The organism is Nocardiopsis sp. NPDC055551, from assembly GCF_053619415.1.
In genome coordinates this window covers 274,649-293,842 of the sequence record NZ_JBSHJJ010000007.1, presented here as the reverse complement: position 1 = coordinate 293,842, position 19,194 = coordinate 274,649, and the positions used below count along the sequence as shown (strand labels likewise).

18 protein-coding genes are annotated in these 19,194 nt (G+C 68.9%); 9 read left to right on the top strand and 9 right to left on the bottom strand.

What is annotated here, in order from left to right:
• Positions 1-25: 25 nt before the first annotated feature.
• Together ACWGSK_RS15185 and ACWGSK_RS15180 are read right to left on the bottom strand one after the other, a co-directional pair.
• The gene (locus ACWGSK_RS15185; RefSeq protein ID WP_358513206.1) at positions 26-859 is read right to left on the bottom strand and encodes an ABC transporter permease; all 834 of its coding nucleotides are present in this window, start codon (positions 857-859) and stop codon (positions 26-28) included.
• A 2-nt stretch (positions 860-861) separates the two neighbouring features.
• Positions 862-1,800, bottom strand: coding sequence for an ABC transporter ATP-binding protein (locus tag ACWGSK_RS15180; protein WP_452456055.1), 939 nt, complete (start codon positions 1,798-1,800; stop codon positions 862-864).
• A gap of 625 nt (positions 1,801-2,425) precedes the next feature.
• Here ACWGSK_RS15180 and ACWGSK_RS15175 point away from each other — a divergent pair.
• From ACWGSK_RS15175 to ACWGSK_RS15140, 8 genes are read left to right on the top strand one after another with little or no spacing between them, the layout of a single operon-like run.
• Positions 2,426-3,190 (top strand): helix-turn-helix transcriptional regulator, encoded by a 765-nt coding sequence (locus ACWGSK_RS15175; RefSeq protein ID WP_358513149.1) that lies wholly within the window; start codon positions 2,426-2,428, stop codon positions 3,188-3,190.
• A 21-nt stretch (positions 3,191-3,211) separates the two neighbouring features.
• Entirely contained in the window at positions 3,212-4,624 is a 1,413-nt protein-coding gene (gene sufB, locus ACWGSK_RS15170; RefSeq protein WP_067605434.1) for a Fe-S cluster assembly protein SufB, read from the top strand.
• Between the two features lies 1 nt (position 4,625).
• Positions 4,626-5,786 carry a Fe-S cluster assembly protein SufD gene (gene sufD / locus ACWGSK_RS15165; protein WP_358513152.1) on the top strand — a complete coding sequence of 387 codons (1,161 nt, stop codon included), beginning with the start codon at positions 4,626-4,628 and terminating at the stop codon, positions 5,784-5,786.
• The gene (locus tag ACWGSK_RS15160) at positions 5,779-6,114 is read left to right on the top strand and encodes a non-heme iron oxygenase ferredoxin subunit (protein WP_358513154.1); all 336 of its coding nucleotides are present in this window, start codon (positions 5,779-5,781) and stop codon (positions 6,112-6,114) included. The genes sufD and ACWGSK_RS15160 overlap by 8 nt, the downstream gene beginning before the upstream one ends.
• Positions 6,115-6,122: 8 nt before the next feature.
• Positions 6,123-6,884 carry a Fe-S cluster assembly ATPase SufC gene (gene sufC, locus ACWGSK_RS15155; RefSeq protein WP_358513156.1) on the top strand — a complete coding sequence of 254 codons (762 nt, stop codon included), beginning with the start codon at positions 6,123-6,125 and terminating at the stop codon, positions 6,882-6,884.
• 3 nt (positions 6,885-6,887) lie between these two features.
• Positions 6,888-8,171 carry a cysteine desulfurase gene (locus ACWGSK_RS15150; protein WP_358513158.1) on the top strand — a complete coding sequence of 428 codons (1,284 nt, stop codon included), beginning with the start codon at positions 6,888-6,890 and terminating at the stop codon, positions 8,169-8,171.
• Between the two features lie 21 nt (positions 8,172-8,192).
• A complete protein-coding gene (gene sufU, locus ACWGSK_RS15145) occupies positions 8,193-8,669 on the top strand; it encodes a Fe-S cluster assembly sulfur transfer protein SufU (protein WP_358513160.1) in 477 nt (158 codons plus the stop codon).
• A complete protein-coding gene (locus ACWGSK_RS15140) occupies positions 8,670-9,047 on the top strand; it encodes a metal-sulfur cluster assembly factor (RefSeq protein WP_358513162.1) in 378 nt (125 codons plus the stop codon). It begins immediately after the preceding gene.
• A 73-nt stretch (positions 9,048-9,120) separates the two neighbouring features.
• Here the strand turns inward: ACWGSK_RS15140 and ACWGSK_RS15135 are convergent, their stop codons facing one another.
• Both ACWGSK_RS15135 and ACWGSK_RS15130 read right to left on the bottom strand, forming a co-directional pair.
• On the bottom strand, positions 9,121-9,873 hold the full coding sequence (locus ACWGSK_RS15135) for a DUF2470 domain-containing protein (protein WP_452456054.1): 753 nt from the start codon (positions 9,871-9,873) through the stop codon (positions 9,121-9,123).
• Between the two features lie 153 nt (positions 9,874-10,026).
• On the bottom strand, positions 10,027-12,351 hold the full coding sequence (locus tag ACWGSK_RS15130) for a hypothetical protein (RefSeq protein ID WP_452456053.1): 2,325 nt from the start codon (positions 12,349-12,351) through the stop codon (positions 10,027-10,029).
• 692 nt (positions 12,352-13,043) lie between these two features.
• Between ACWGSK_RS15130 and ACWGSK_RS15125 the strand changes: the two genes are divergently transcribed.
• Complete coding sequence (locus ACWGSK_RS15125) at positions 13,044-13,985, top strand: SGNH/GDSL hydrolase family protein (protein ID WP_358513168.1); 942 nt, start codon at positions 13,044-13,046, stop codon at positions 13,983-13,985.
• Between the two features lie 67 nt (positions 13,986-14,052).
• Here the strand turns inward: ACWGSK_RS15125 and ACWGSK_RS15120 are convergent, their stop codons facing one another.
• The 5 genes from ACWGSK_RS15120 to ACWGSK_RS15100 all read right to left on the bottom strand — a co-directional run bounded on the left by ACWGSK_RS15120 (position 14,053) and on the right by ACWGSK_RS15100 (position 18,923).
• A complete protein-coding gene (locus ACWGSK_RS15120) occupies positions 14,053-15,273 on the bottom strand; it encodes an EAL domain-containing protein (RefSeq protein ID WP_452456081.1) in 1,221 nt (406 codons plus the stop codon).
• 112 nt (positions 15,274-15,385) lie between these two features.
• Positions 15,386-16,624, bottom strand: a complete 1,239-nt coding sequence (gene fabF / locus ACWGSK_RS15115; RefSeq protein WP_358513172.1) for a beta-ketoacyl-ACP synthase II — start codon at positions 16,622-16,624, stop codon at positions 15,386-15,388.
• A 126-nt stretch (positions 16,625-16,750) separates the two neighbouring features.
• On the bottom strand, positions 16,751-16,990 hold the full coding sequence (locus ACWGSK_RS15110; protein WP_067605459.1) for an acyl carrier protein: 240 nt from the start codon (positions 16,988-16,990) through the stop codon (positions 16,751-16,753).
• A gap of 71 nt (positions 16,991-17,061) precedes the next feature.
• Positions 17,062-18,018 carry a beta-ketoacyl-ACP synthase III gene (locus tag ACWGSK_RS15105; protein WP_358513176.1) on the bottom strand — a complete coding sequence of 319 codons (957 nt, stop codon included), beginning with the start codon at positions 18,016-18,018 and terminating at the stop codon, positions 17,062-17,064.
• 2 nt (positions 18,019-18,020) lie between these two features.
• On the bottom strand, positions 18,021-18,923 hold the full coding sequence (locus ACWGSK_RS15100) for an ACP S-malonyltransferase (RefSeq protein WP_452456080.1): 903 nt from the start codon (positions 18,921-18,923) through the stop codon (positions 18,021-18,023).
• Positions 18,924-19,194: the final 271 nt, after the last annotated feature.

Here is a 19,194-nt window from a genome sequence, read left to right as displayed (position 1 = left end):
CCCGCTCCGGGCCCCGGGCCCGGGGTCACTCCCAGCGGAACAGACGCGAGGCCAACAGGCCGCACACCAGGCTCCACGCGACCAGGACCAGGAAGGTGCCCGCGGCCGGCGGCGCACCGTGCGCGAGCGACTCGCGCAACCCCGAGGCGAGCGCGGTGATCGGCAGCACCGAGACCGCCTGCTCCATCGGGGCGGGGAAGTTGCTGGTGGGGAAGAGTACACCGCCCAGACCCAGCAGGAGCACGTACACCAGGTTGGCGCCGGCCAGGGTCGCCTCGGCGCGCAGGGTTCCCGCCATCAGCAACGCCAGTGAGCTGAACGCCGCGGTGGCCGACAGGACCAGGACCAGGGCGGCGAGCACACCGGTCGGGCTCAACGTGGGGTTCCAGCCCAGCAGGACCGCGACCACGCACAGGATGGTGATCTGGATGGTCTGCACGGCCAATACGGCCAGCGTCTTGGCGGCCAGCAGCCCGAACCGGGACAACGGGGTCGCGCCCAGTCGCTTGAGCACGCCGTATCGCCGTTCAAAACCGGTGCCGATGGCCAGCCCGGTGAACGAGGTGGACATGATCGCCAGGGCCAGGATGCCGGGGGTGAGGGCGTCCACCCGGGCGCCTTCGCCCACGTCCAACACGTTGACCAGGCTGAAACCGACCAGCAACAGCACGGGGATCACCATGGTGAGCAGGAACTGCTCGCCATGGCGCAGCATCACGCGCAGTTCCATCCGGGCTTGGGCGGCGACCATGCGCCACATGGGCGCGGCACCCGGCGCCGGAGTGAACAGCCCGGGATCGCCCGAGAGGGTCGGTGTGTCTGAGTCGGCGACGGTCGCGCCAAAGGTGTGCTCGGTCATCATCAGTCGCGCAGTTCCCGGCCGGTGGTTTCGAGGAAGACGTCTTCGAGGGTACGCCGTCGTACGCGCAGGTCCTCGGCGAGGACGCCGGCCGAGGCGCACCAGGCGGTCACCGTGGCGAGGAACTCCGGGCCCAGGTCATCGGGGTCGTCGGCGGTGACGGTGTGTTCGTGTCGGCCGCCCGCGAGCGTGGTGGAAACGGTCCCGCCCTCGGGCAGGGCGGCGCGCAGGGCGTCGACGTCGATGGGGGCCTCGGTGGAGAAACGCACGTCGCGGCGGCGGCCGGTGAGTTCCTCCGGTGTGCCCTCGACGACCACCGCGCCGTGGTCGATGATGACGACGTGGTCGGAGAGGCGCTCGGCCTCCTCCATGTGGTGGGTGGTGAGGATGACCGCGACGCCCGCGGTGCGCAGCGCCGACACCAGGTCCCAGGTGGCCATGCGGGCCTGGGGATCCAACCCGGCGGTGGGCTCGTCGAGGAAGACGATCTCGGGGCGACCCACGACGGCGCAGGCCAGGGACAGGCGTTGCTGCTGTCCGCCGGACAGGCGGCGGAAGGGGGTGCGGCCGGCCGAGGTCAGACCCAACCGTTCCAGGAGCAGCTCGGGATCGATGGGGCTGGCGTGGAAGGAGGCCATGAGGCGTAGCCACTCACCGGCGCGGGCACCGGTGGGCACGCCACCGGACTGGGGCATCACACCGACCCGGGGCTTGAGCTCGGCGGCGTCGCCGATCGGGTCCAGACCCAGTACGCGCACGCTCCCACCGTCCGCGCGGCGAAAACCCTCGCAGATCTCGATGGTGCTGGTCTTGCCCGCTCCGTTGGGGCCGAGCAGGGCGGTCACCGCGCCCGGACGCGCGGTGAACGAGAGGCCCGTGACGGCCTTGGTGGAGCCGTAGCGCTTCACCAGGTCGACGACTTCGAGGGCGGCTGTGTCCATGGGGCCTGAGTTTACGTGCGCTCCGTGATGGGGCCTCACCACCCCGCCCGGAGCCGGAGGGCGGGGGTACACGCGGTGTCGGAAGGGAACGATGGTGCATATTGACTTCCTCCCCACGGCTGAAGCCGGGGGATTCCGACCCGACCTGACGGCCGGGTGGTGCTACGCGCCTCGCGGCCGTAGCTGGTTCCTGCTTCACAGACCGGGCAACCCCGAGGTCTCCACAGGCTGGCACCGCATGCCCTGCGGCGAGTGTCCACTTGGTTATCGTGGACGAAAAGTAGCCTACCGGATACGGAGAGCGTCTAACCCCACGGCTGAAGCCGGGGTCTGCGCCGCTAAGAATCGATCACTCCGTTGTGCGACAACGGTGCCCGATCCATCCCATGTCGAATGAGAGTGTGACCGCATCGTGGGATCGGCGTCTTGCCATCCAAGGCGAATGGCCGAACTCGACGAACGAGGGCATCGGCTACACGGGTCGCGTCGGCGCGAAATCCCAGATTAGGCAAGCCTGACCTTCGTGACGAAGCGCATGGGGGCGGGTTTGCCTAGGTGGACTTATTTACGGCACACTGATGTTGTCTAATGACAGAGCCGGTTGTGACCGAGGGAGGGGAATCGCGTGTCCGAAGCGTCCAGCGTGCCCCGCCCCCTCAACGGGCCCGATCACGGAACCCGCGCCCGTGTCGCCCGGCTCATCTTGGAGAAGGGGCCGATCACCGCCTCCGACCTGGGAGAACGGCTCGGCTTGACCCCGGCGGCCATTCGCCGTCACCTCGACAACCTCACCAGTGAGGGCATGATCGAAGCCCGCGACGCCAGGCCCACGCCGGGCCGTCGTCGTCGTGGTCGCCCCGCCCGGGTCTTCGTCATCAACGAAGCCGGACGCGACGCCTTCGTTCACGCCTACGACGACCTCGCGTCCAACGCGCTGCGCTTCCTGGCGCAGAGCGCCGGTCCCGAGGCCATCGGGGAGTTCGCCCGCAGCCAGGTCGCCGACCTGGAACGGCGCTACAAGCCCCTGCTGGACGCCGTCCCCGCCGAACAGCGGGTCCGGCTCTTGGCCGAGGCACTTTCCAACGACGGTTACGCCGCCAGCGCGGGCCAGGCGCCCGCACCCGGTGGCGGTGACCAGCTGTGCCAACACCATTGCCCCGTCGCGCACGTGGCCGCCGAGTTCCCGCAACTCTGTGAGGCCGAGATCGAGGCCTTCGCGCGGCTGCTGGGCACACCGGTGCGCAGATTGGCCACCATCGCCCACGGCGACGGTGTGTGCACCACCCACGTCACCCCCCGAGGGGACGTGGCGGGCGGGGAAGAACACGCCCCCGCGACCACCAGCGTCCGCCGTACGGCGGACGGAGGATCGCAACACAAGGACGTCTGAGTCCAGGAGGAGTCCGCGCACATGACTTCTGTCGCGCATCCCGAGCTCGAAGGGCTCGGAACATATGAGTTCGGCTGGTCCGACTCCGACGCGGCCGGTGCCTCGGCCCGTCGTGGCCTGAACGAAGAGGTTGTTCGGGACATCTCGGCGAAGAAGGACGAGCCGGAGTGGATGACCAAGCTCCGCCTCAAGTCGCTCAAGCTCTTTGACAAGAAGCCCATGCCCGACTGGGGCGCGGACCTGTCCAGGATCGACTTCGACAACATCAAGTACTTCGTGCGGTCCACGGAGAAGCAGGCCACCTCCTGGGAGGACCTGCCCGAGGACATCAAGAACACCTACGACAGGCTGGGCATCCCCGAGGCGGAGAAGCAGCGCCTGGTCGCCGGTGTCGCGGCGCAGTACGAGTCCGAGGTCGTCTACCACCAGATCCGTGAGGACCTGGAGGAGCAGGGCGTCCTCTTCCTGGACACCGACACCGCTCTCAAGGAGCACCCGGAGATCTTCGAGGAGTACTTCGGCTCCGTCATCCCGCCCGGCGACAACAAGTTCGCCGCGCTCAACACCTCGGTGTGGAGTGGCGGGTCGTTCGTCTACGTGCCCAAGAACGTGCACGTGGAGATCCCGCTCCAGGCCTACTTCCGGATCAACACCGAGAACATGGGTCAGTTCGAGCGGACGCTGATCATCGTCGACGAGGGCGCCTACGTCCACTACGTCGAGGGTTGCACCGCGCCGATCTACAAGACGGACTCGCTGCACTCCGCGGTCGTCGAGATCATCGTCAAGAAGAACGCCCGCTGCCGTTACACGACCATTCAGAACTGGTCGAACAACGTCTTCAACCTGGTGACCAAGCGCGCCATCGCCGAAGAGGGCGCCACCATGGAGTGGGTCGACGGCAACATCGGCTCCCAGGTCACCATGAAGTACCCCGCCGTGTACCTGATGGGCGAGCACGCCAACGGCGAGACCCTGTCCATCGCCTTCGCCGGCGAGGGCCAGCACCAGGACACCGGCGCCAAGATGGTGCACTGCGCCCCCAACACCACCTCCAAGGTGGTGTCCAAGTCGGTGGCGCGCGGCGGCGGCCGCTCCTCCTACCGCGGCCTGATCCAGGTCCAGGAGGGTGCCCACCTGGCGAAGTCCTCGGTGGAGTGCGACGCGCTGCTGATCGACACGATCAGCCGTTCCGACACCTACCCCTACAACGACCTGCGCGAGGACGACACCGAGCTCGCGCACGAGGCCACCGTCTCCAAGGTCAGCGAGGACCAGCTCTTCTACCTGATGAGTCGGGGGATGGGCGAGGAAGAGGCCATGGCCATGGTCGTTCGAGGTTTCGTGGAGCCCATCGCCAGGGAGCTCCCGATGGAGTACGCGCTGGAGCTGAACCGTCTCATCGAGCTCCAGATGGAAGGATCGGTTGGTTAAGTTGACGACCACGAACACCGAACCCAAGGCGCACAGCCACGGGCTGGGACAGATCCCGGTTTCGAAGCTGGACACGCACGGTTCCCACGACGTGAACGACTTCCCCGTCCCGAACGGACGCGAGGAGGAGTGGCGCTTCACGCCGATGCGTCGTCTCAAGGGTCTGCAGGACTGGAAGGGCGAGGCCGACGGCACCGACGAGACCGTCGTCGACGCGCCCGAGGGCGTCACCGTCGAGCAGGTCGGCCGGGACGATGAGCGTCTGGGCACCGCGGGTCTTCCCGTGGACCGCGTCATCGCACAGGCCTACAGCGCCTTCGAGCAGGCCACGGTCGTGACCGTGCCGCGCTCGCTGGTGGCCGACAAGGCGATCACGATCGACCGCAAGGGTCTGGGCGGCACCGCCTTCGAGCAGCTCGTCATCGACGTGCAGCCGATGGCCGAGGCCACCGTGATCATCACCAACACCGGTACCGGTGTGCGCGCGGGCAACCTCGACGTGCACGTCGGTGAGGGCGCCAAGCTCAACCTGGTCAGCCTCCAGGACTGGGACGACGACGCGGTCGAGGTCAGCCAGCACAACGCCCGGGTGGCCAAGGACGCGAGCTTCAAGTCGGTCATCGTCACCCTGGGCGGGGACGTGGTCCGCCTGTCGCCGCGCGTGTCCTACACGGGTCGCGGCGGCAACGCCGAGCTCTACGGACTCTACTTCGCCGGTGACAAGCAGCACCACGAGCACCGTTCGCTCATCGACCACAACCTGTCGCACACCCGCTCCCGGGTGGACTACAAGGGCGCGCTCAACGGTTCCGGGGCCCACACCGTCTGGATCGGTGACGTGATCATCGGCGAGGGCACCGAGGGCACCGACTCCTACGAGCACAACCGCAACCTGCAGCTCTCCGACGACACCCGTGTGGACTCCGTTCCGAACCTGGAGATCTTCACCGGTGAGGTCCAGGGCGCGGGCCACGCCAGCGCCAGTGGGCGTCTGGACGACGTGCACCTCTTCTACCTGCGTTCGCGCGGTATCCCGGAGGATGAGGCCCGCCGCCTGATCATCCGCGGCTACTTCCTGGACATCGTCAACCGCATCGACGACGAGGAACTGCGCGAGCGGGTCATGGAGAAGGTCGAGCGAAAGCTTGCCGCACATGAGTGATCAGGGCGGTTGGACCAAGGTCGCCGAACTCGACGAGATCCCCGAGGAGGGGGTCCTGGGGATCGAGACCGACGACGAGACGCCCATCGCGCTGGTGCGCTCCGAGGGTCAGGTCTTCGCGCTGCGAGACGTGTGCTCGCACGCGGAGGTCCGCCTCTCCGAGGGTGAGGTCGAGGACGGCACCATCGAGTGCTGGCTGCACGGTTCGTGCTTCGACCTGCGTTCGGGGGCGCCGATCAACCCGCCCGCGACCCAGCCGGTCCCCACCTATGACGTGAAGATCGACGGCGACGACGTGCTCGTGTCGCTGGCTGAGAAGAATTCCTGAGGCCTGAAATGACGAAGTTCGAAATCCGCGGTCTGCGCGCCGACGTCCTCATCGGTGAGGACGAGCGTCGCGAGATCCTCAAGGGCGTTGACCTGACGATCAACTCCGGTGAGACCCACGCCATCATGGGCCCCAACGGCTCCGGTAAGTCCACCCTCGCCTACGCGATCTCCGGTCACCCGCGCTACGAGATCACCGACGGCGAGGTCCTCCTCGACGGTGAGAACGTCCTCGACATGGAGGTCGACGAGCGGGCCCGCGCCGGCGTGTTCCTGGCCATGCAGTACCCGGTCGAGGTCCCGGGCGTGTCCATGTCCAACTTCCTGCGCAGCTCGGTCACCTCCATGCGCGGCGAGGCTCCCAAGCTCCGTCAGTTCTCCAAGGAACTGCAGGGCGCCATGAAGAACCTGGCCATCGACTCCTCCTTCGCCGCCCGCGGCGTCAACGAGGGCTTCTCCGGTGGTGAGAAGAAGCGGCACGAGATCCTCCAGCTGGAGCTGCTCAAGCCGAAGGTCGCCATCCTGGACGAGACCGACTCCGGCCTGGACGTCGACGCGCTCAAGATCGTCTCCGAGGGCATCAACCGCGCCCAGGGCGAGAACGACCTGGGTGTCATGCTCATCACGCACTACACCCGCATCCTGAACTACGTGAAGCCCGACTTCGTGCACGTCTTCGCCGAGGGGCGCATCGCCGAGTCCGGCGGCCCCGAGCTGGCGCAGGTGCTGGAGTCCGAGGGCTACGAGCGTTTTGTGAAGGCGGGCGCGTAGCACATGAGTGATCGCGAGCTGGGACCGCTCGACGTCGCGGCGATCCGGGAGGACTTCCCGATCCTCTCCCGGACCGTCCGTGACGAGCGCCCGTTGGTGTACCTCGACTCCGGGGCCACCTCGCAAAAACCCCGGCAGGTACTGGACGCCGAGCGTGAGTTCTACGAACGCCACAACGCGGCGGTGCACCGGGGAGCGCACCAGCTCGCGGAGGAGGCCACCGACGCCTACGAGTCGGCCCGAGAGACCATTGCGTCGTTCATCGGAGCCGACTCCGACGAGGTGGTGTTCACCAAGAACGCCACCGAGGCGGTCAACCTCGTCGCGTACGCGATGAGCAACGCCGCCACGGCCGAGGATGACCTCCGAAGGTTCCAGGTGGGTCCGGGCGACGAGATCGTCGTCACCGAGATGGAGCACCACGCCAACCTGGTGCCCTGGCAGCAGCTGTGTCAGCGCACCGGTGCGACGCTGCGCTGGTTCTCGGTGACCGACGAGGGTCGTCTGGACCTGTCGGACCTGAACGAGTTGGTCAACGAGCGCACGAAGCTGGTGGCGTTCGCGCACCAGTCCAACGTGGTGGGCACGGTCAACCCCGTCGCCACCATCACGGCGCGGGCCCGTGAGGTCGGTGCCCTGGTGTTGCTGGACGCGTGCCAGTCGGTGCCGCACATGCCGGTCGACGTCGCGGCGTTGGACGTCGACTTCCTGGCCTTCTCCGGACACAAGATGCTCGGTCCCAACGGGATCGGCGTGCTCTGGGGGCGCCGGGAGCTCCTCGCCGCCATGCCACCGTTCATCAGCGGTGGTTCGATGATCGGCGTGGTGCACATGACGCACTCCACCTGGGCCGATCCGCCTCAGCGATTCGAGGCCGGTGTGCCGATGGCCCCGCAGGCCGTCGGTCTGGCCGCGGCCTGTGACTACCTGTCGAAGGTGGGCATGGACCGGGTCGCCGCGCACGAGCACGAACTCACCGAGTACGCGCTCAAGCTGGTCGGCGCGATCGAGGGTGTGCGGATCGTCGGTCCCACGGAAGCCGTGGACCGGGGTGGCGCGGTGTCGTTCGTGGTGGAGGACATCCACCCGCACGACCTGGGCCAGGTCCTGGACGACCGGGGGGTCGAGGTGCGGGTGGGCCACCACTGCGCCTGGCCGCTGCACCGCAAGCTCGGTATCGTCGCGACCACGCGCGCGTCCTTCTACCTCTACAACACGTTGGAGGACGTGGAAGCGCTCGCGGAGGCCATCCGGGCCGCCCAGAGGTTCTTCGGGACCAGGGCCTAGCAACGAGGATTCTGCCTGACCATGCAGCTGGACGCGATGTACCAGGAGATCATCCTGGACCACTACCGGAACCCGCACCACAAGGGGCTGCGGGATCCGCACGACGCCGAGGCGCATCACATCAACCCCACCTGTGGGGACGAGGTGACGCTCCGCGTGGCGTTGACCCCTGCCCCCGACGGCGCGGGACTGGACGAGAAGGCGACCGTCACCGACGTCTCCTATGAGGGCATGGGCTGTTCGATCAGCCAGGCCAGCACCTCGGTGCTGACCGATCTCCTCATCGGGAAGTCGGTGGCCGAGGGGATGCGTACCCTGGACGCCTTCACCGAGTTGATGCAGTCCAAGGGCAAGGGTGAACCCGACGAGGACGTGCTGGAGGACGCTGTGGCGTTCGTCGGCGTGTCCAAGTACCCGGCCCGGATCAAGTGCGCCCTGCTGGGGTGGATGGCCTGGAAGGACGCGGTGTCGCAGTCCTTCGAGAAGGAAGGCGCCTGAATGAGCGAGAACGACAGCACGACGACCGAGACCGCCGAGAAGTCCGAGACGGCTCCGCTCACCCCTGAGCAGGAGGAGCTGTTCGAGGAGATCGGCGAGGCCCTCAAGGACGTGATCGACCCCGAGCTCGGGGTGAACATCGTCGACCTGGGTCTGCTGTACGGGGTGAACGCCGACGACAAGTCGATCACTCTGGACATGACCCTGACCAGCGCGGCCTGCCCGTTGACCGACGTCATCGAGGACCAGACCAACAGCGCCCTGGACGAGTTCGAGCGTGACGTCAAGATCAATTGGGTTTGGATGCCGCCGTGGGGTCCGGACAAGATCACCGACGATGGTCGGGACCAGCTGCGCATGCTGGGATTCAACGTCTGACCTGAGCGGACGTGCGAGCGGGCCGGGACCCTTCGGGGCCCCGGCCCGTCTTCGTGTGCGGGGGGCGGTGCGCTCAGTAGCGGTCGAGGGGAAGTCGGGCCAGTTCCTGGACCTGGTGGGCGACCTCGTGTGCGGTGCGCGCCGGGCGACGGAAGGGGATGCGCACGTCGTGGTCGCCCCCGGCGCTCTCCAGACGCAGACGCAGGCCGTAGCGGTCCACGCCCAGGGGACGTGGGCGACCGTCGGGCAGCGGTACTGGGCAGTGCTGGACGACCGCTTCGAGCAGGTCGCCGTGGTCCCGCTCCAGGTGGCGTAGCCATGGGCCCTCCCAACGGTCGAAGGGGGCGGGGCTCAGGGAGGTGAACCGCGCCGGCTCCAGCAGGTGACAGCCGTCGTGGTCGGAGTACACCACCAGGTGGGGTCGCAGGACGATCATGGTGCGTCCGTGGCCCAGGTCGAGGAGACGTTCGTCGGGGTCCCCCTCCAACACGGCCAGGGCGCGGTCGCGCGCCTCCGTGGCGGACGGCAGGCTCAGGTCGCCGTTGATCCACAGCAGGGAACGGGTCCGGTCGCGCAGGTCGACGGGGGCGGTGTCGGTGAACTCGATGGTGGCTTCGAGTCCGTCGGCGTCGATCTCGCCCAATACCCGGTGCTGGTCCGGCACGAGCAGGGTGATCTCCCCGTCGGTACCGGTGTGGCAGGCGGGGCCGGTCAGGTGTAGGGAGACGTCGGAGGTCGTGACGGTGGCGGGGTTGGGGCGCGCCAGGACCGAACGGGCGCTTTCGGCGGGGGTGGGCGCCAGGGTGTGCGTGAACAGCAGGATCACCTCAGCTCTCTTAGGTAAGGCTAACCTATATCCTCTCGGGGTGTCCTGTCACGTCGGGGACGTGGTGAAAGAGCCGCGAGGACGCCGGGCACGACGAAGGCCCACGGCCGGAAGGCGTCCGGTCCGTGGGCCTCGTGCGGTCGACGGTGGGTGTCAGTGCGCGGCGAACATGCCCGAACGCAATTCCCCGGCGATGTCCTCGTCCCCGCGTAGGGACAGGACGTCGAGCAGGGCCTGCGGGGCGGCCAGCGACTCGTCGCCGTTGTCGGTGATCCTGCGGGAGAGGATCTTGAGCGCCTCGTCCGTGGCGGCCGGTGCGGTGTAGCCGATCAGGTGCAGGGCCCGAGCGTAGGGGGAGTGACCGCTCAGGTCGCTCACCGGGAGCTTGCGCGCGTCCAACCTGTCGCCGGAGACCGTGATGAAGATGCGGTCGCCGGGCTGCGCGGCCTGCCTGCGGAGCAGCGGGCGCAACGAGTCGAAGGCCGGCTGATCGCGCCAGACCAGCACCAGCAGGTCCGCTCCGGGCGCGGTCAGGCACAGCAGACGTCCGGGTTGCAGTCCCAGGTGTGTGGCGTACCCGGCGGGCACGGCCACCGGGGCGCCGTTGAGATGGTCGGCGGTGATGTCGATGCGGTGCCACCAGCGGCCGTCCGGGGCACGGAAGCAGCGGGCCGACATCGCGGGTTCGCTCGCGCCGTGACGGGTCGGCGCCGGGGGCGCCAGCGGAGGCTGAGGCTGAGGCTGCTGCCCGAGGTGCGGTGTCATCGGCGCGGGCGGTGGTGCCACCTGTGGGAACGCGCCCGAGTCGGGTCTGTATCCGTGGGTCGGGGCGGGGGCCTCCACGGGGGAGTCCGCGGCGGTCTCCGGGCGGCGCCGGATCGGCAGGCCGTTCTCGGTGGTGCCCGAACCCTCGGGGGAGTGACCGCCGGTCGGAGCCTCCATGGGCACGGAGGTGTCCACCAGGACACGGCCCTCGCGCAGGTTCACACCCGGGGTGCTCAGCAGCCAGGCGCGCAGTTCCTGCTGGCGGATACCGATCCGGCCCAGCCGGATGCCGGCCTCGGTCAGGTCGGGTGTGTCACCGAGCATCTCCCGGGTCTGCCAGCGCAGTCGGTTGGGATCGTCGGCGATGAGCCAGCCGTTGTGCATGCGGCGGTCGGTGAACAGGGTGATGATCACCCGCCACAGCGGGGTGTGCAGGGTGGGCACGTCCACCGGGTGGTCCGGGTGCGCGTTGATGAGTCGGTCGATGGTGGTCGCCGAACCCAACTGGTCGGACAGCTCGCGCAGATGCTTGGTGATGGTGGCGCCCTCGGGGGAGGAGAGCCACTGCAACAGTCGCTCCTCCACCTTGCGCTGGGCGCCGCGGATCTCGGTGACGTCCACCGCGATCTGCTCGGAGAGCACCCGGATGCTGATGGGATCGGTGGCGAAGAGCCGTTCGGCCGCCACCGTCCGCTCCAGGTCGGGCCAGGAGCGGAACATCTCCTCGACCGCGTCCACCAAGGGGTGCTGCCCCAGCGCGGGGGCCGGACGTTCCTCGGGCTGTTCGGGGCGCAGCTTGGGACGGCTGAAGCTGGGACGACGCAGGGTACGGCCCGGGCCCAGCAGGGAACTGCGGAACTGCGAACGAAGGTCGCCCACATCGTTCTGCGCCTCGGGGGGCTCGGGGGCGCCCTCGGCGGCGTCACCGGGGATCATCGCGGCCGAACTCACCATGCCGCCCAGCGGGGTCTGCGAAGGCGGCGGAGTGGGGCTGGGGGTGGGCTCCATTCCCGCGGGGACGTGGACGTCGGCGGTGTCCGGCCGGCCCTCCTCGCGCTGGGCGCGTAGGGCCCGCAGGGTGCGGATGGCCCGCGTGGCCGGGGACTGGGGCGGTGTCGAGTCGGAACCGTTCACCGAGGAGCCGGGGGCCTCGTGCGCGCCGGTGGCCGCGTCGAGGTAGTCGAGCGCGTTGCGCACGTGATCGGGCGCGGACTCGGGAAGCCAGTGCGAGATGGTGCGCACGGCCTCCAACATCAGTGCCGGGGAGGGCGTGGGCCCGCCGGGAAGTTCGCAGCACGGTTGCAGGGCACGCCAGGCGACGGTGCTGACGATGTCGAGGACACCGCACTGGGCCGGTCCCCACTCCAGGATCTCGCGGGGGGTGGCCGAGACGAGTTTCTCCCAACTGCCGGCGGTGGTCGTGACCGCTTCGCGTACGGGTTCGGAGAGTTCGGCACAGTCCACCGCTTGGCCGCGCAGACTGGGCAGGAATTCCGTCAGGGGTACGTGGTCCCACTGCTCGACCGCGAGCCGGGCCAGGCCTTGGGCCAGCCAGGGTGGGCCGGCGATGTCCAGAACGCGGGTGATGGGCAGGGAGTGCCACCAACCGTCGATCAGCCGGTCGTGTCTGAGCAGGGATGCCACGTCCGGCGACCTCGACCAGCGCAGGGCGGGTGCGAGGTCGACGAGGCAGATCGGAGAGACGGCGTTCATCCGCTGGGGACCTCGACCTCCTGGTGTCTGCTCGTGAATTGAGGAGGAACCGCACGGGCCTTCGGTTCGATGCACCACAGTACGCGCCTCGGGCCATCAGGGGGACAGGCCCTTAGAGAACGCTCCGGCCCTGCTGTGAGAGGAAACGGGGGACCGAGGGACGGGGGTGCCGTGAGCACTTGACGCGATCGTACGTGGCCAGAGAGCACAAGGGTAGTCCCGATCCGTTTCAGCGGGCTCCGGTGAGGTTTCGCCACGGTGTGTGATCGCTGTGGTACTGGAGTTCCATGACGAAACCGTGAAATGAGATGTGAATTACCTCATATATGGCATGAGGCTCTTCTCTGCCATATCGGACGTTGTTCCCAGAGTCGTGGCCGGCGGGTGGCCGTGAGCGTTCGCACGCGAACGGTGTACCGAGGTGCCCTGGACATGAGGCGTGCCGGTAGGTGTCGGCCGAACCGAATCCGACATGTGAATGTCGGACGCGGGTATGCTGGATGGGCACTGTTCTCGCTCGAAGCGCCCACTTCGGCCGGGTGGCCGCAACCGCCCCCGGGGGCCACGGTGCTCGGACAACACGGGCCGGCGGCACACCGCGCCCCACCAAGACTTCCGTTTCCGCGCACCCCGGTGCTCGGCAGGCGTGGAACGGTCGATCCGGATGATTGGTTGACGTGACAGACCTTGAGATGAATCCCCCTGCCGCCGATGCCACGGACAGACCGGAACTCATCCGGTCCTACGTGGCCATCGGTGACAGCATCACCGAGGGGATGGAAGACGACAGTGGGCCGGGCGGCACCTACCGGGGCTTCGCGGACCGTCTCGCCGAACACCTGGGCACTCTGTCCCCGGACTTCCGATACGCCAATCTCGGTGTTCGTGGTCGACGGATGCAACACATCTTCGGTGAACAACTCGACCGAGCGCTGGAGTGGAAGCCCGACCTGGTCACCGTGCTGGCGGGCGGCAACGACGTGCTGCGGCCCGGCCACGACCCGGACGAACTCGCCGAACATTTCGAGTGGGGGGTGCGTCGGCTGCGCGACGCGGGCATCCGCGTGGTGATCCTGGCCGGCCACGACACCGGGTGGATCCCGGTCCTGCGTCTGTACCGCGGACGCATCGCGGTGTTCAGCATGCACATGCGCGCGGTCGCCGAACGTACCGGCACCGAGATCATCGACCTGTGGGCGCTCAACGCCCTCAACGACTCTCGTGCCTGGAGCGACGACCGGCTGCACCCCAACGGCGCCGGTCACCAGATCGTCGCGGCCCGCGTGGCCGACCTGCTCGGGTTCCCGATGGGCCCGCCCGAATCCTGGACGGACCCGTGGTCCACCCCGCCCCAGCAGCTCCCGCGGATCCTGCGACGCCGGGAGGGTCGTCGCTGGGCGCGTCAGTACCTCGTACCGTGGCTGCGTCGCCGCGCCATGGGCCGCTCCTCCGGGGACGGTCGGATGGCCCGCCGTCCCGAACTGGAATACCTGCACGACGAGGAGACCCGGGAGCGGCTGCGCCGACAGCTGCGCGAGGTCGGCGCCGACACCCACTACAACGGCTACCCGGCCGGTGACTCGATTCCCACCAGCAGCCCGTCGGGGACCAAAGGACCCGAACCCTCCAGGTGAGCGTCCATCACCCCGGCCACCCCGCACACGTTCGGCGGGGTGGCCGTTCCGTTCCCCGGGTCGGGGTTCACCGCCGGGACAGGGACTGGATCAGGTCGCTGACGTGCACCACTCCCAGGCACTGGCCGTAGGGATTGGTCACGATGAGGTCGTCGTAGACCCGTTCGCGGTCCTGACCCGCCACACGCAACGCCGCGATCGCCGACATCCACGCCGGTACCGTCCGCGGTGACTCCGCCAGGCGTAGGGCCGGACGTTTGGCGTGCAGCGCGTGCCCGTAGCGTCCGGTCACCGACAACAGGAATCGGGTCCGGTCGATCACCCCGGTGGGTCGCTCCCGGTGGTCGATCAGGACCACGCTGTTGAGGGCGGCGTCGGCGGTGAACGCCTCCAGCACGTGCTCGCCGGTCGACTCGGAGTCGAAGTCCAGCGGGGGCACCATGAACTCGGTGACCCGGGGCCCGGTGTCGGTGTCGCCCAGGGTGGTGGCCGCGGGTTCGGGTACGGGTGTCACCTTCTCGCCCGGACGCCAACCGGGGTCGGTGAAGAACGTTCCACTGCCCAGACGCACCCCGCACTCGCGCAGCCGCACGATCTCCTCGGCCCGGGTCACCCCCGCGCCGAGGGCGTACACGCCGCTGCTGCGACCGATCCGGGACAGCCCCTCGACGATGCCGCTGTGGCGCTGGTCGGAGTCGATCCCCGCCACCAGCTTCGGGTCCAACCGGATGAGGAAGGGGAGGGCCTCCAACACCATGTCCGGTCGGGCCATCCCGGTACCGAATCCGCACCGGAACCCCACCGAACGCAACCCCGAGACCCCGGCCATCACGATGTCCCTGGGCAGGTCCACCAGGTCGGGGGTGAGCATGAGGGTGACGTCGCGCGGACGTCGACCCGCCCGCCGCAACGCGCTCTCGGCCATCGCGGGAAGGCCTCCACCATCGGCCAACGCCACCGACGGCAGCGGAAGCACCAACGGCAGCAGGCTATCGGCTCCGCCCACCGAGCGAACCAGCGCCGACAGCCACTCGGCGACGAGCGTGGCCTCGCGGCCGGATCCGTCCGGGCGACCCAGACCCTCCGGTACCGGGGCGACGACCTCCACGGCCACCACCGCGCCGGAGTCCAGGTCCACTATGGGGCGAAAAGTCGGTCCCCGGCGCTTCTTCGACCCGTGTGCGGGGGCGCCGGGGGCCGGGAGTGTGTTTTGGGAGTGCAGGGTGGACACACCACCATGGTGGCCCGCGGAGAGGGCCGATCTGAAGCCCTTTACGCGCCTGTTCAGCCGTTCTTGAGCCGGGCGGTGCCGGTTGTTCACAGTGTTCGCGCATACGACTGTGGGCGCCACCGAGAGTGACGCCCACAATATGGATGGAACGGTCGGCCGCCCGCGCGGATCAGGCGCGGCGGAAGGCCACCGCGATGTTGTGCCCGCCGAACCCGAAGGACTCGTTGATGGCGGCCACGTCACCGGTCGGCATGTCCCGCGGCTTGTCGCGGACGATGTCCACGGCCACATCGGGGTCCAGCTCGGTGATGTTGATGGTCGGGGGGATCCGACCCTCGTGCAGCGCCAGGATCGTGGCGATCGACTCCACCGCGCCGGCGCCGCCCAGCAGGTGACCGGTCATGGACTTGGTGGAGGTCACCGCGACCTGGTCGGCGGCGGAGTCGCCCAGGGCCGCGCGGATCGCGCGGGTCTCACCGACATCACCGGCAGGGGTGGACGTGGCGTGCGCGTTGACGTGCACGATGTCGCTCGGCTTCAGGTCGGCGTCGGTCAGCGCCTGGGTGATGGCGCGGGCCTGCCCGGCGCCCTCGGGGTCGGGCATGACGATGTCGTGGGCGTCGTCGGTGTAGCCCACACCGGAGGCGTGCGCGTACACCTTCGCGCCGCGCTTGGCGGCGTGCTCGGCGGACTCCAGCACGAGGATGCCGGCGCCCTCGCCCATGACGAAGCCGTCTCGCTGGGCGTCCCAGGGGCGGGAGGCGCCCTGCGGGTCGTCGTTGCGGGTGGACAATGCGCGCATGGAGGCGAAGGAGGCGATGTTCAGCGGGTGGATGGCCGCCTCGGTCCCGCCCGCGATGACGATGTCGGCCCGCCCGGCACGGATCATGTCGACCGCGTTGGCGATGGCCTCTGCGCTGGAGGCGCAGGCGCTGACCGGGGCGTGGGCGCCGGCGCGCGCGGTGAACTCCAGGGCGACGGCCGCCGCGGGGCTGTTGGGCATGAGCATGGGCACGGTGAACGGGGAGACCCGCTTCCAGCCCTTCTCCCGGAAGGTGTCGTACTGCTCCAGGATGGTGAGGATGCCACCGATCCCGCTGGAGACGACCACACCCAGACGCAGGGGGTCGACCTCGGGCGCGCCGGCGTGGTCCCAGGCCTCCTGGGCGGCGATGAGCGCGAACTGCTGGGTGCGGTCCAGACGCCGCAGCCGGGGCCGCGGCAGCTTCTCGGAGGGCTCCTGCGCGATCTGCCCGGCGAAGTGCACCGGGAGCTTGTCGTGCCACTCCTCCGGCAGAGCGCTGATGCCGGAGCGGCCATCGAGGAGCGCGGACCATGTGGTCGCTACGTCACCCCCCAGGGGGGTGGTGGCGCCGAGGCCGGTGACGACGACATCGGTCTTAGGCATGATCCGATCGCCCTTCTCGTGGGTCGTTCCCGGCCGGGGCCGAGAGGCGTTGCGGATGAGGTCTGGTGTGCCCCCGGGTGAGGGCGGGGCCGCCGGGACGGGGTGTGTTCCGGCGGCCCGATGAGGCTACTTCTGGATGAAGTTCACGACGTCCTGGACCGTCTTGAGGTCCTTGAGCTGGTCGTCGGGGATCTCGACGCCGAACTTGTCCTGGGCGGCGACGGCGATCTCCACCATGGACAGCGAGTCGATGTCCAGGTCGTCCACGAAGTTCTTCTCGGGCGTGACCTCGGAGGGCTCGGTGCCGACGATCTCCTCGATGATCTCGCCGAGGCCGGCCAGGATCTCCTGCTCGCTGAGAGCCATGTCTTGTTTCTCCTTGTTCGACGTTCGATGTCGGGGAACGGCCCCGCGTACGCAAAGGTGGGTCCGTTCCCTCAGGGGATACGGATCACCTGAGCGGCGTAGACCAGACCCGCTCCGAAACCGAGGGTGAGCACGATGCTCCCCGACGGCAGTTCCCCCCTGCCGACCATGCGCGAGAGCGCGAGTGGGATCGACGCGGAGGAGGTGTTGCCGGCGGTGACGATATCGTGTGCCACGCGTGCCTGGGGAGCTCCCAGTTTGCGTGCGATCGACTCGACGATCCGCAGGTTGGCCTGATGGGGGACGAAGGCGGTCAGTTCGGAGGGCTCCACGCCCGCCCGCTCCAACGCCTCCAGGGCGACCTTGTACAACTCGGTGGTGGTCCACCGGAAGACGGCCTGCCCCTCCTGGTAGAGGTACTTGCCCTCACGCAGGAAGATCTTGTCGGCGCGCTCGCCGGAGGAACCCCACACCACGGGGCCGATGCCGTGCTCCTCAGAGGCCGAGACCACCGCCGCACCGGCACCGTCGGCGAAGATCACGCAGGTGGAACGGTCGTCCCAGTCCACCCAGTCGCTGAGCTTCTCCGAACCGATCACCAGCACGTTGCGGGAGCTGCCGGCCCTGACGCTGTCCGAGGCCAACCCGATCGCGTAGCAAAAGCCCGCGCAGGCGGCGTTGACGTCGAACGCGCCCGGGGCCACGACGCCGAGCCGGGCGGCGACGCTCGCCGCGGTGTTGGGGATCTGGTCCTGCACCGTGCAGGTCGCCACGATCACCAGGTCGATGTCCTCGGGGGACAGGCCGCTGGAGGCCAGGGCCTTTCCACCGGCGGCCACGGCCATGCTCAGGACGGTGTCCTCGGGGCCGGCGACCCGTCGCTCCCGGATCCCCACCCGGCTCTGGATCCACTCGTCGCTGGTCTCGACGCGTTCCGCCAGGTCGGCGTTGGTGACCACGTTGGAGGGCTGGAACTCGCCGAAGGAGCGGATCGCGGCGCCACCGGGCGTGCTCGGGACGTTGAACATGATCAGCCTTCCTGCTTGGAGTCCGCGGAAACGCCCGCGTGCTCCTTGATGAGGGTGCCGGCGCGATCGAGGTCGTCGGGGGTCTTCACCGCGAGGAGCTCGATACCGCGCAGGGCACGCTTGGCCAGCCCGGTGAGGGTACCGGCGGGGGTGAGCTCGATGAGGGCGGTCACGCCGAGGTCGGCGAGGGTCTGCGTGCAGGCGTCCCAGCGGACCGGGGAGGAGATCTGCGACACAAGACGGTCCAGGTACTCCGAGCCGCTCTCGACCACGGCGCCGTCGGCGTTGGAGAGCAGACGCACGGTGGGGTCGGACGGACTCGTCCTGGCGGCGGCCTCACGGACCCGCTCCACGGCCGGGGCCATGTGCTCGGTGTGGAAGGCTCCCGCGACCGACAGCGCACGCGTGCGGGCGCGCTGGGGCGGGTTCTCCGCGAAGGCGGCCAACTGCTCGGTGGTGCCCGCGGCCACGATCTGCCCGGAACCGTTGTCGTTGGCGGGGGTCAGCCCCGCGTCCTCGATCGCGGCCAGGACGTCCTCGCGGACACCGCCCAGGACCGCGGTCATACCGGTCTCGGTGCGGGCGGCGGCGTCGGCCATACCGCGACCGCGTGCGGCCACCAGCGTCAGCGCCTCCTTGGGCGAGAGCACGCCGGCGATCGCGGCGGCGGTGAACTCGCCGACACTGTGACCGGCGACGGCGTCCACGTAGGACGGGTCGGCGGGCAGCGGCGCCTCGGGGACCGACAACCGGCCCAGCATGGCGTTGGCGGTGGCCAGCCCCGCGGCGACCAGGAGGGGCTGGGCCACGGCGGTGTCACGGATCTCGTCCGCGTCCGCGGTGGTGCCGTAGCGCACGAGGTCGAGCCCGGCCACCTCCGACCACGAGGCGAACGTCTCGGCCATGCCGGGAAGTTCGAGCCACGGGGAGAGGAAACCGGGGACCTGGGCGCCTTGGCCGGGAGCAACGATTACAAGCACGACATCAACCTTGCCCTGTAGGAGATCGCCAGTTGGATGGGGAGGGACACGAAGTTCGCTCGAACTCGTTTGTAGGGGATCCACAAAACCGGGTCGGGGAGGTTCGCGAGAACCCGGAACCGGTGGAAGAGGTCACTGTTCTCCGACCGTACGCGCACTCTCCGAGTGCCGCACCGGCCGACTCCCGCCGAAGGGG

Bases quoted from the DNA above. Each gene is read 5' to 3' on its own strand.
- ACWGSK_RS15185 (WP_358513206.1), bottom strand. From the start codon at position 859: ATGACCGAGCACACCTTTGGCGCGACCGTCGCCGACTCAGACACACCG.
- ACWGSK_RS15180 (WP_452456055.1), bottom strand. From the start codon at position 1,800: ATGGACACAGCCGCCCTCGAAGTCGTCGACCTGGTGAAGCGCTACGGC.
- sufB (WP_067605434.1), top strand. From the start codon at position 3,212: ATGACTTCTGTCGCGCATCCCGAGCTCGAAGGGCTCGGAACATATGAG.
- ACWGSK_RS15160 (WP_358513154.1), top strand. From the start codon at position 5,779: ATGAGTGATCAGGGCGGTTGGACCAAGGTCGCCGAACTCGACGAGATC.
- sufC (WP_358513156.1), top strand. From the start codon at position 6,123: ATGACGAAGTTCGAAATCCGCGGTCTGCGCGCCGACGTCCTCATCGGT.
- ACWGSK_RS15150 (WP_358513158.1), top strand. From the start codon at position 6,888: ATGAGTGATCGCGAGCTGGGACCGCTCGACGTCGCGGCGATCCGGGAG.
- sufU (WP_358513160.1), top strand. From the start codon at position 8,193: ATGCAGCTGGACGCGATGTACCAGGAGATCATCCTGGACCACTACCGG.
- ACWGSK_RS15140 (WP_358513162.1), top strand. From the start codon at position 8,670: ATGAGCGAGAACGACAGCACGACGACCGAGACCGCCGAGAAGTCCGAG.
- ACWGSK_RS15130 (WP_452456053.1), bottom strand. From the start codon at position 12,351: ATGAACGCCGTCTCTCCGATCTGCCTCGTCGACCTCGCACCCGCCCTG.
- ACWGSK_RS15125 (WP_358513168.1), top strand. From the start codon at position 13,044: ATGAATCCCCCTGCCGCCGATGCCACGGACAGACCGGAACTCATCCGG.
- fabF (WP_358513172.1), bottom strand. From the start codon at position 16,624: ATGCCTAAGACCGATGTCGTCGTCACCGGCCTCGGCGCCACCACCCCC.
- ACWGSK_RS15110 (WP_067605459.1), bottom strand. From the start codon at position 16,990: ATGGCTCTCAGCGAGCAGGAGATCCTGGCCGGCCTCGGCGAGATCATC.
- ACWGSK_RS15105 (WP_358513176.1), bottom strand. From the start codon at position 18,018: ATGTTCAACGTCCCGAGCACGCCCGGTGGCGCCGCGATCCGCTCCTTC.
- ACWGSK_RS15100 (WP_452456080.1), bottom strand. From the start codon at position 18,923: ATGGCCGAGACGTTCGCCTCGTGGTCGGAGGTGGCCGGGCTCGACCTC.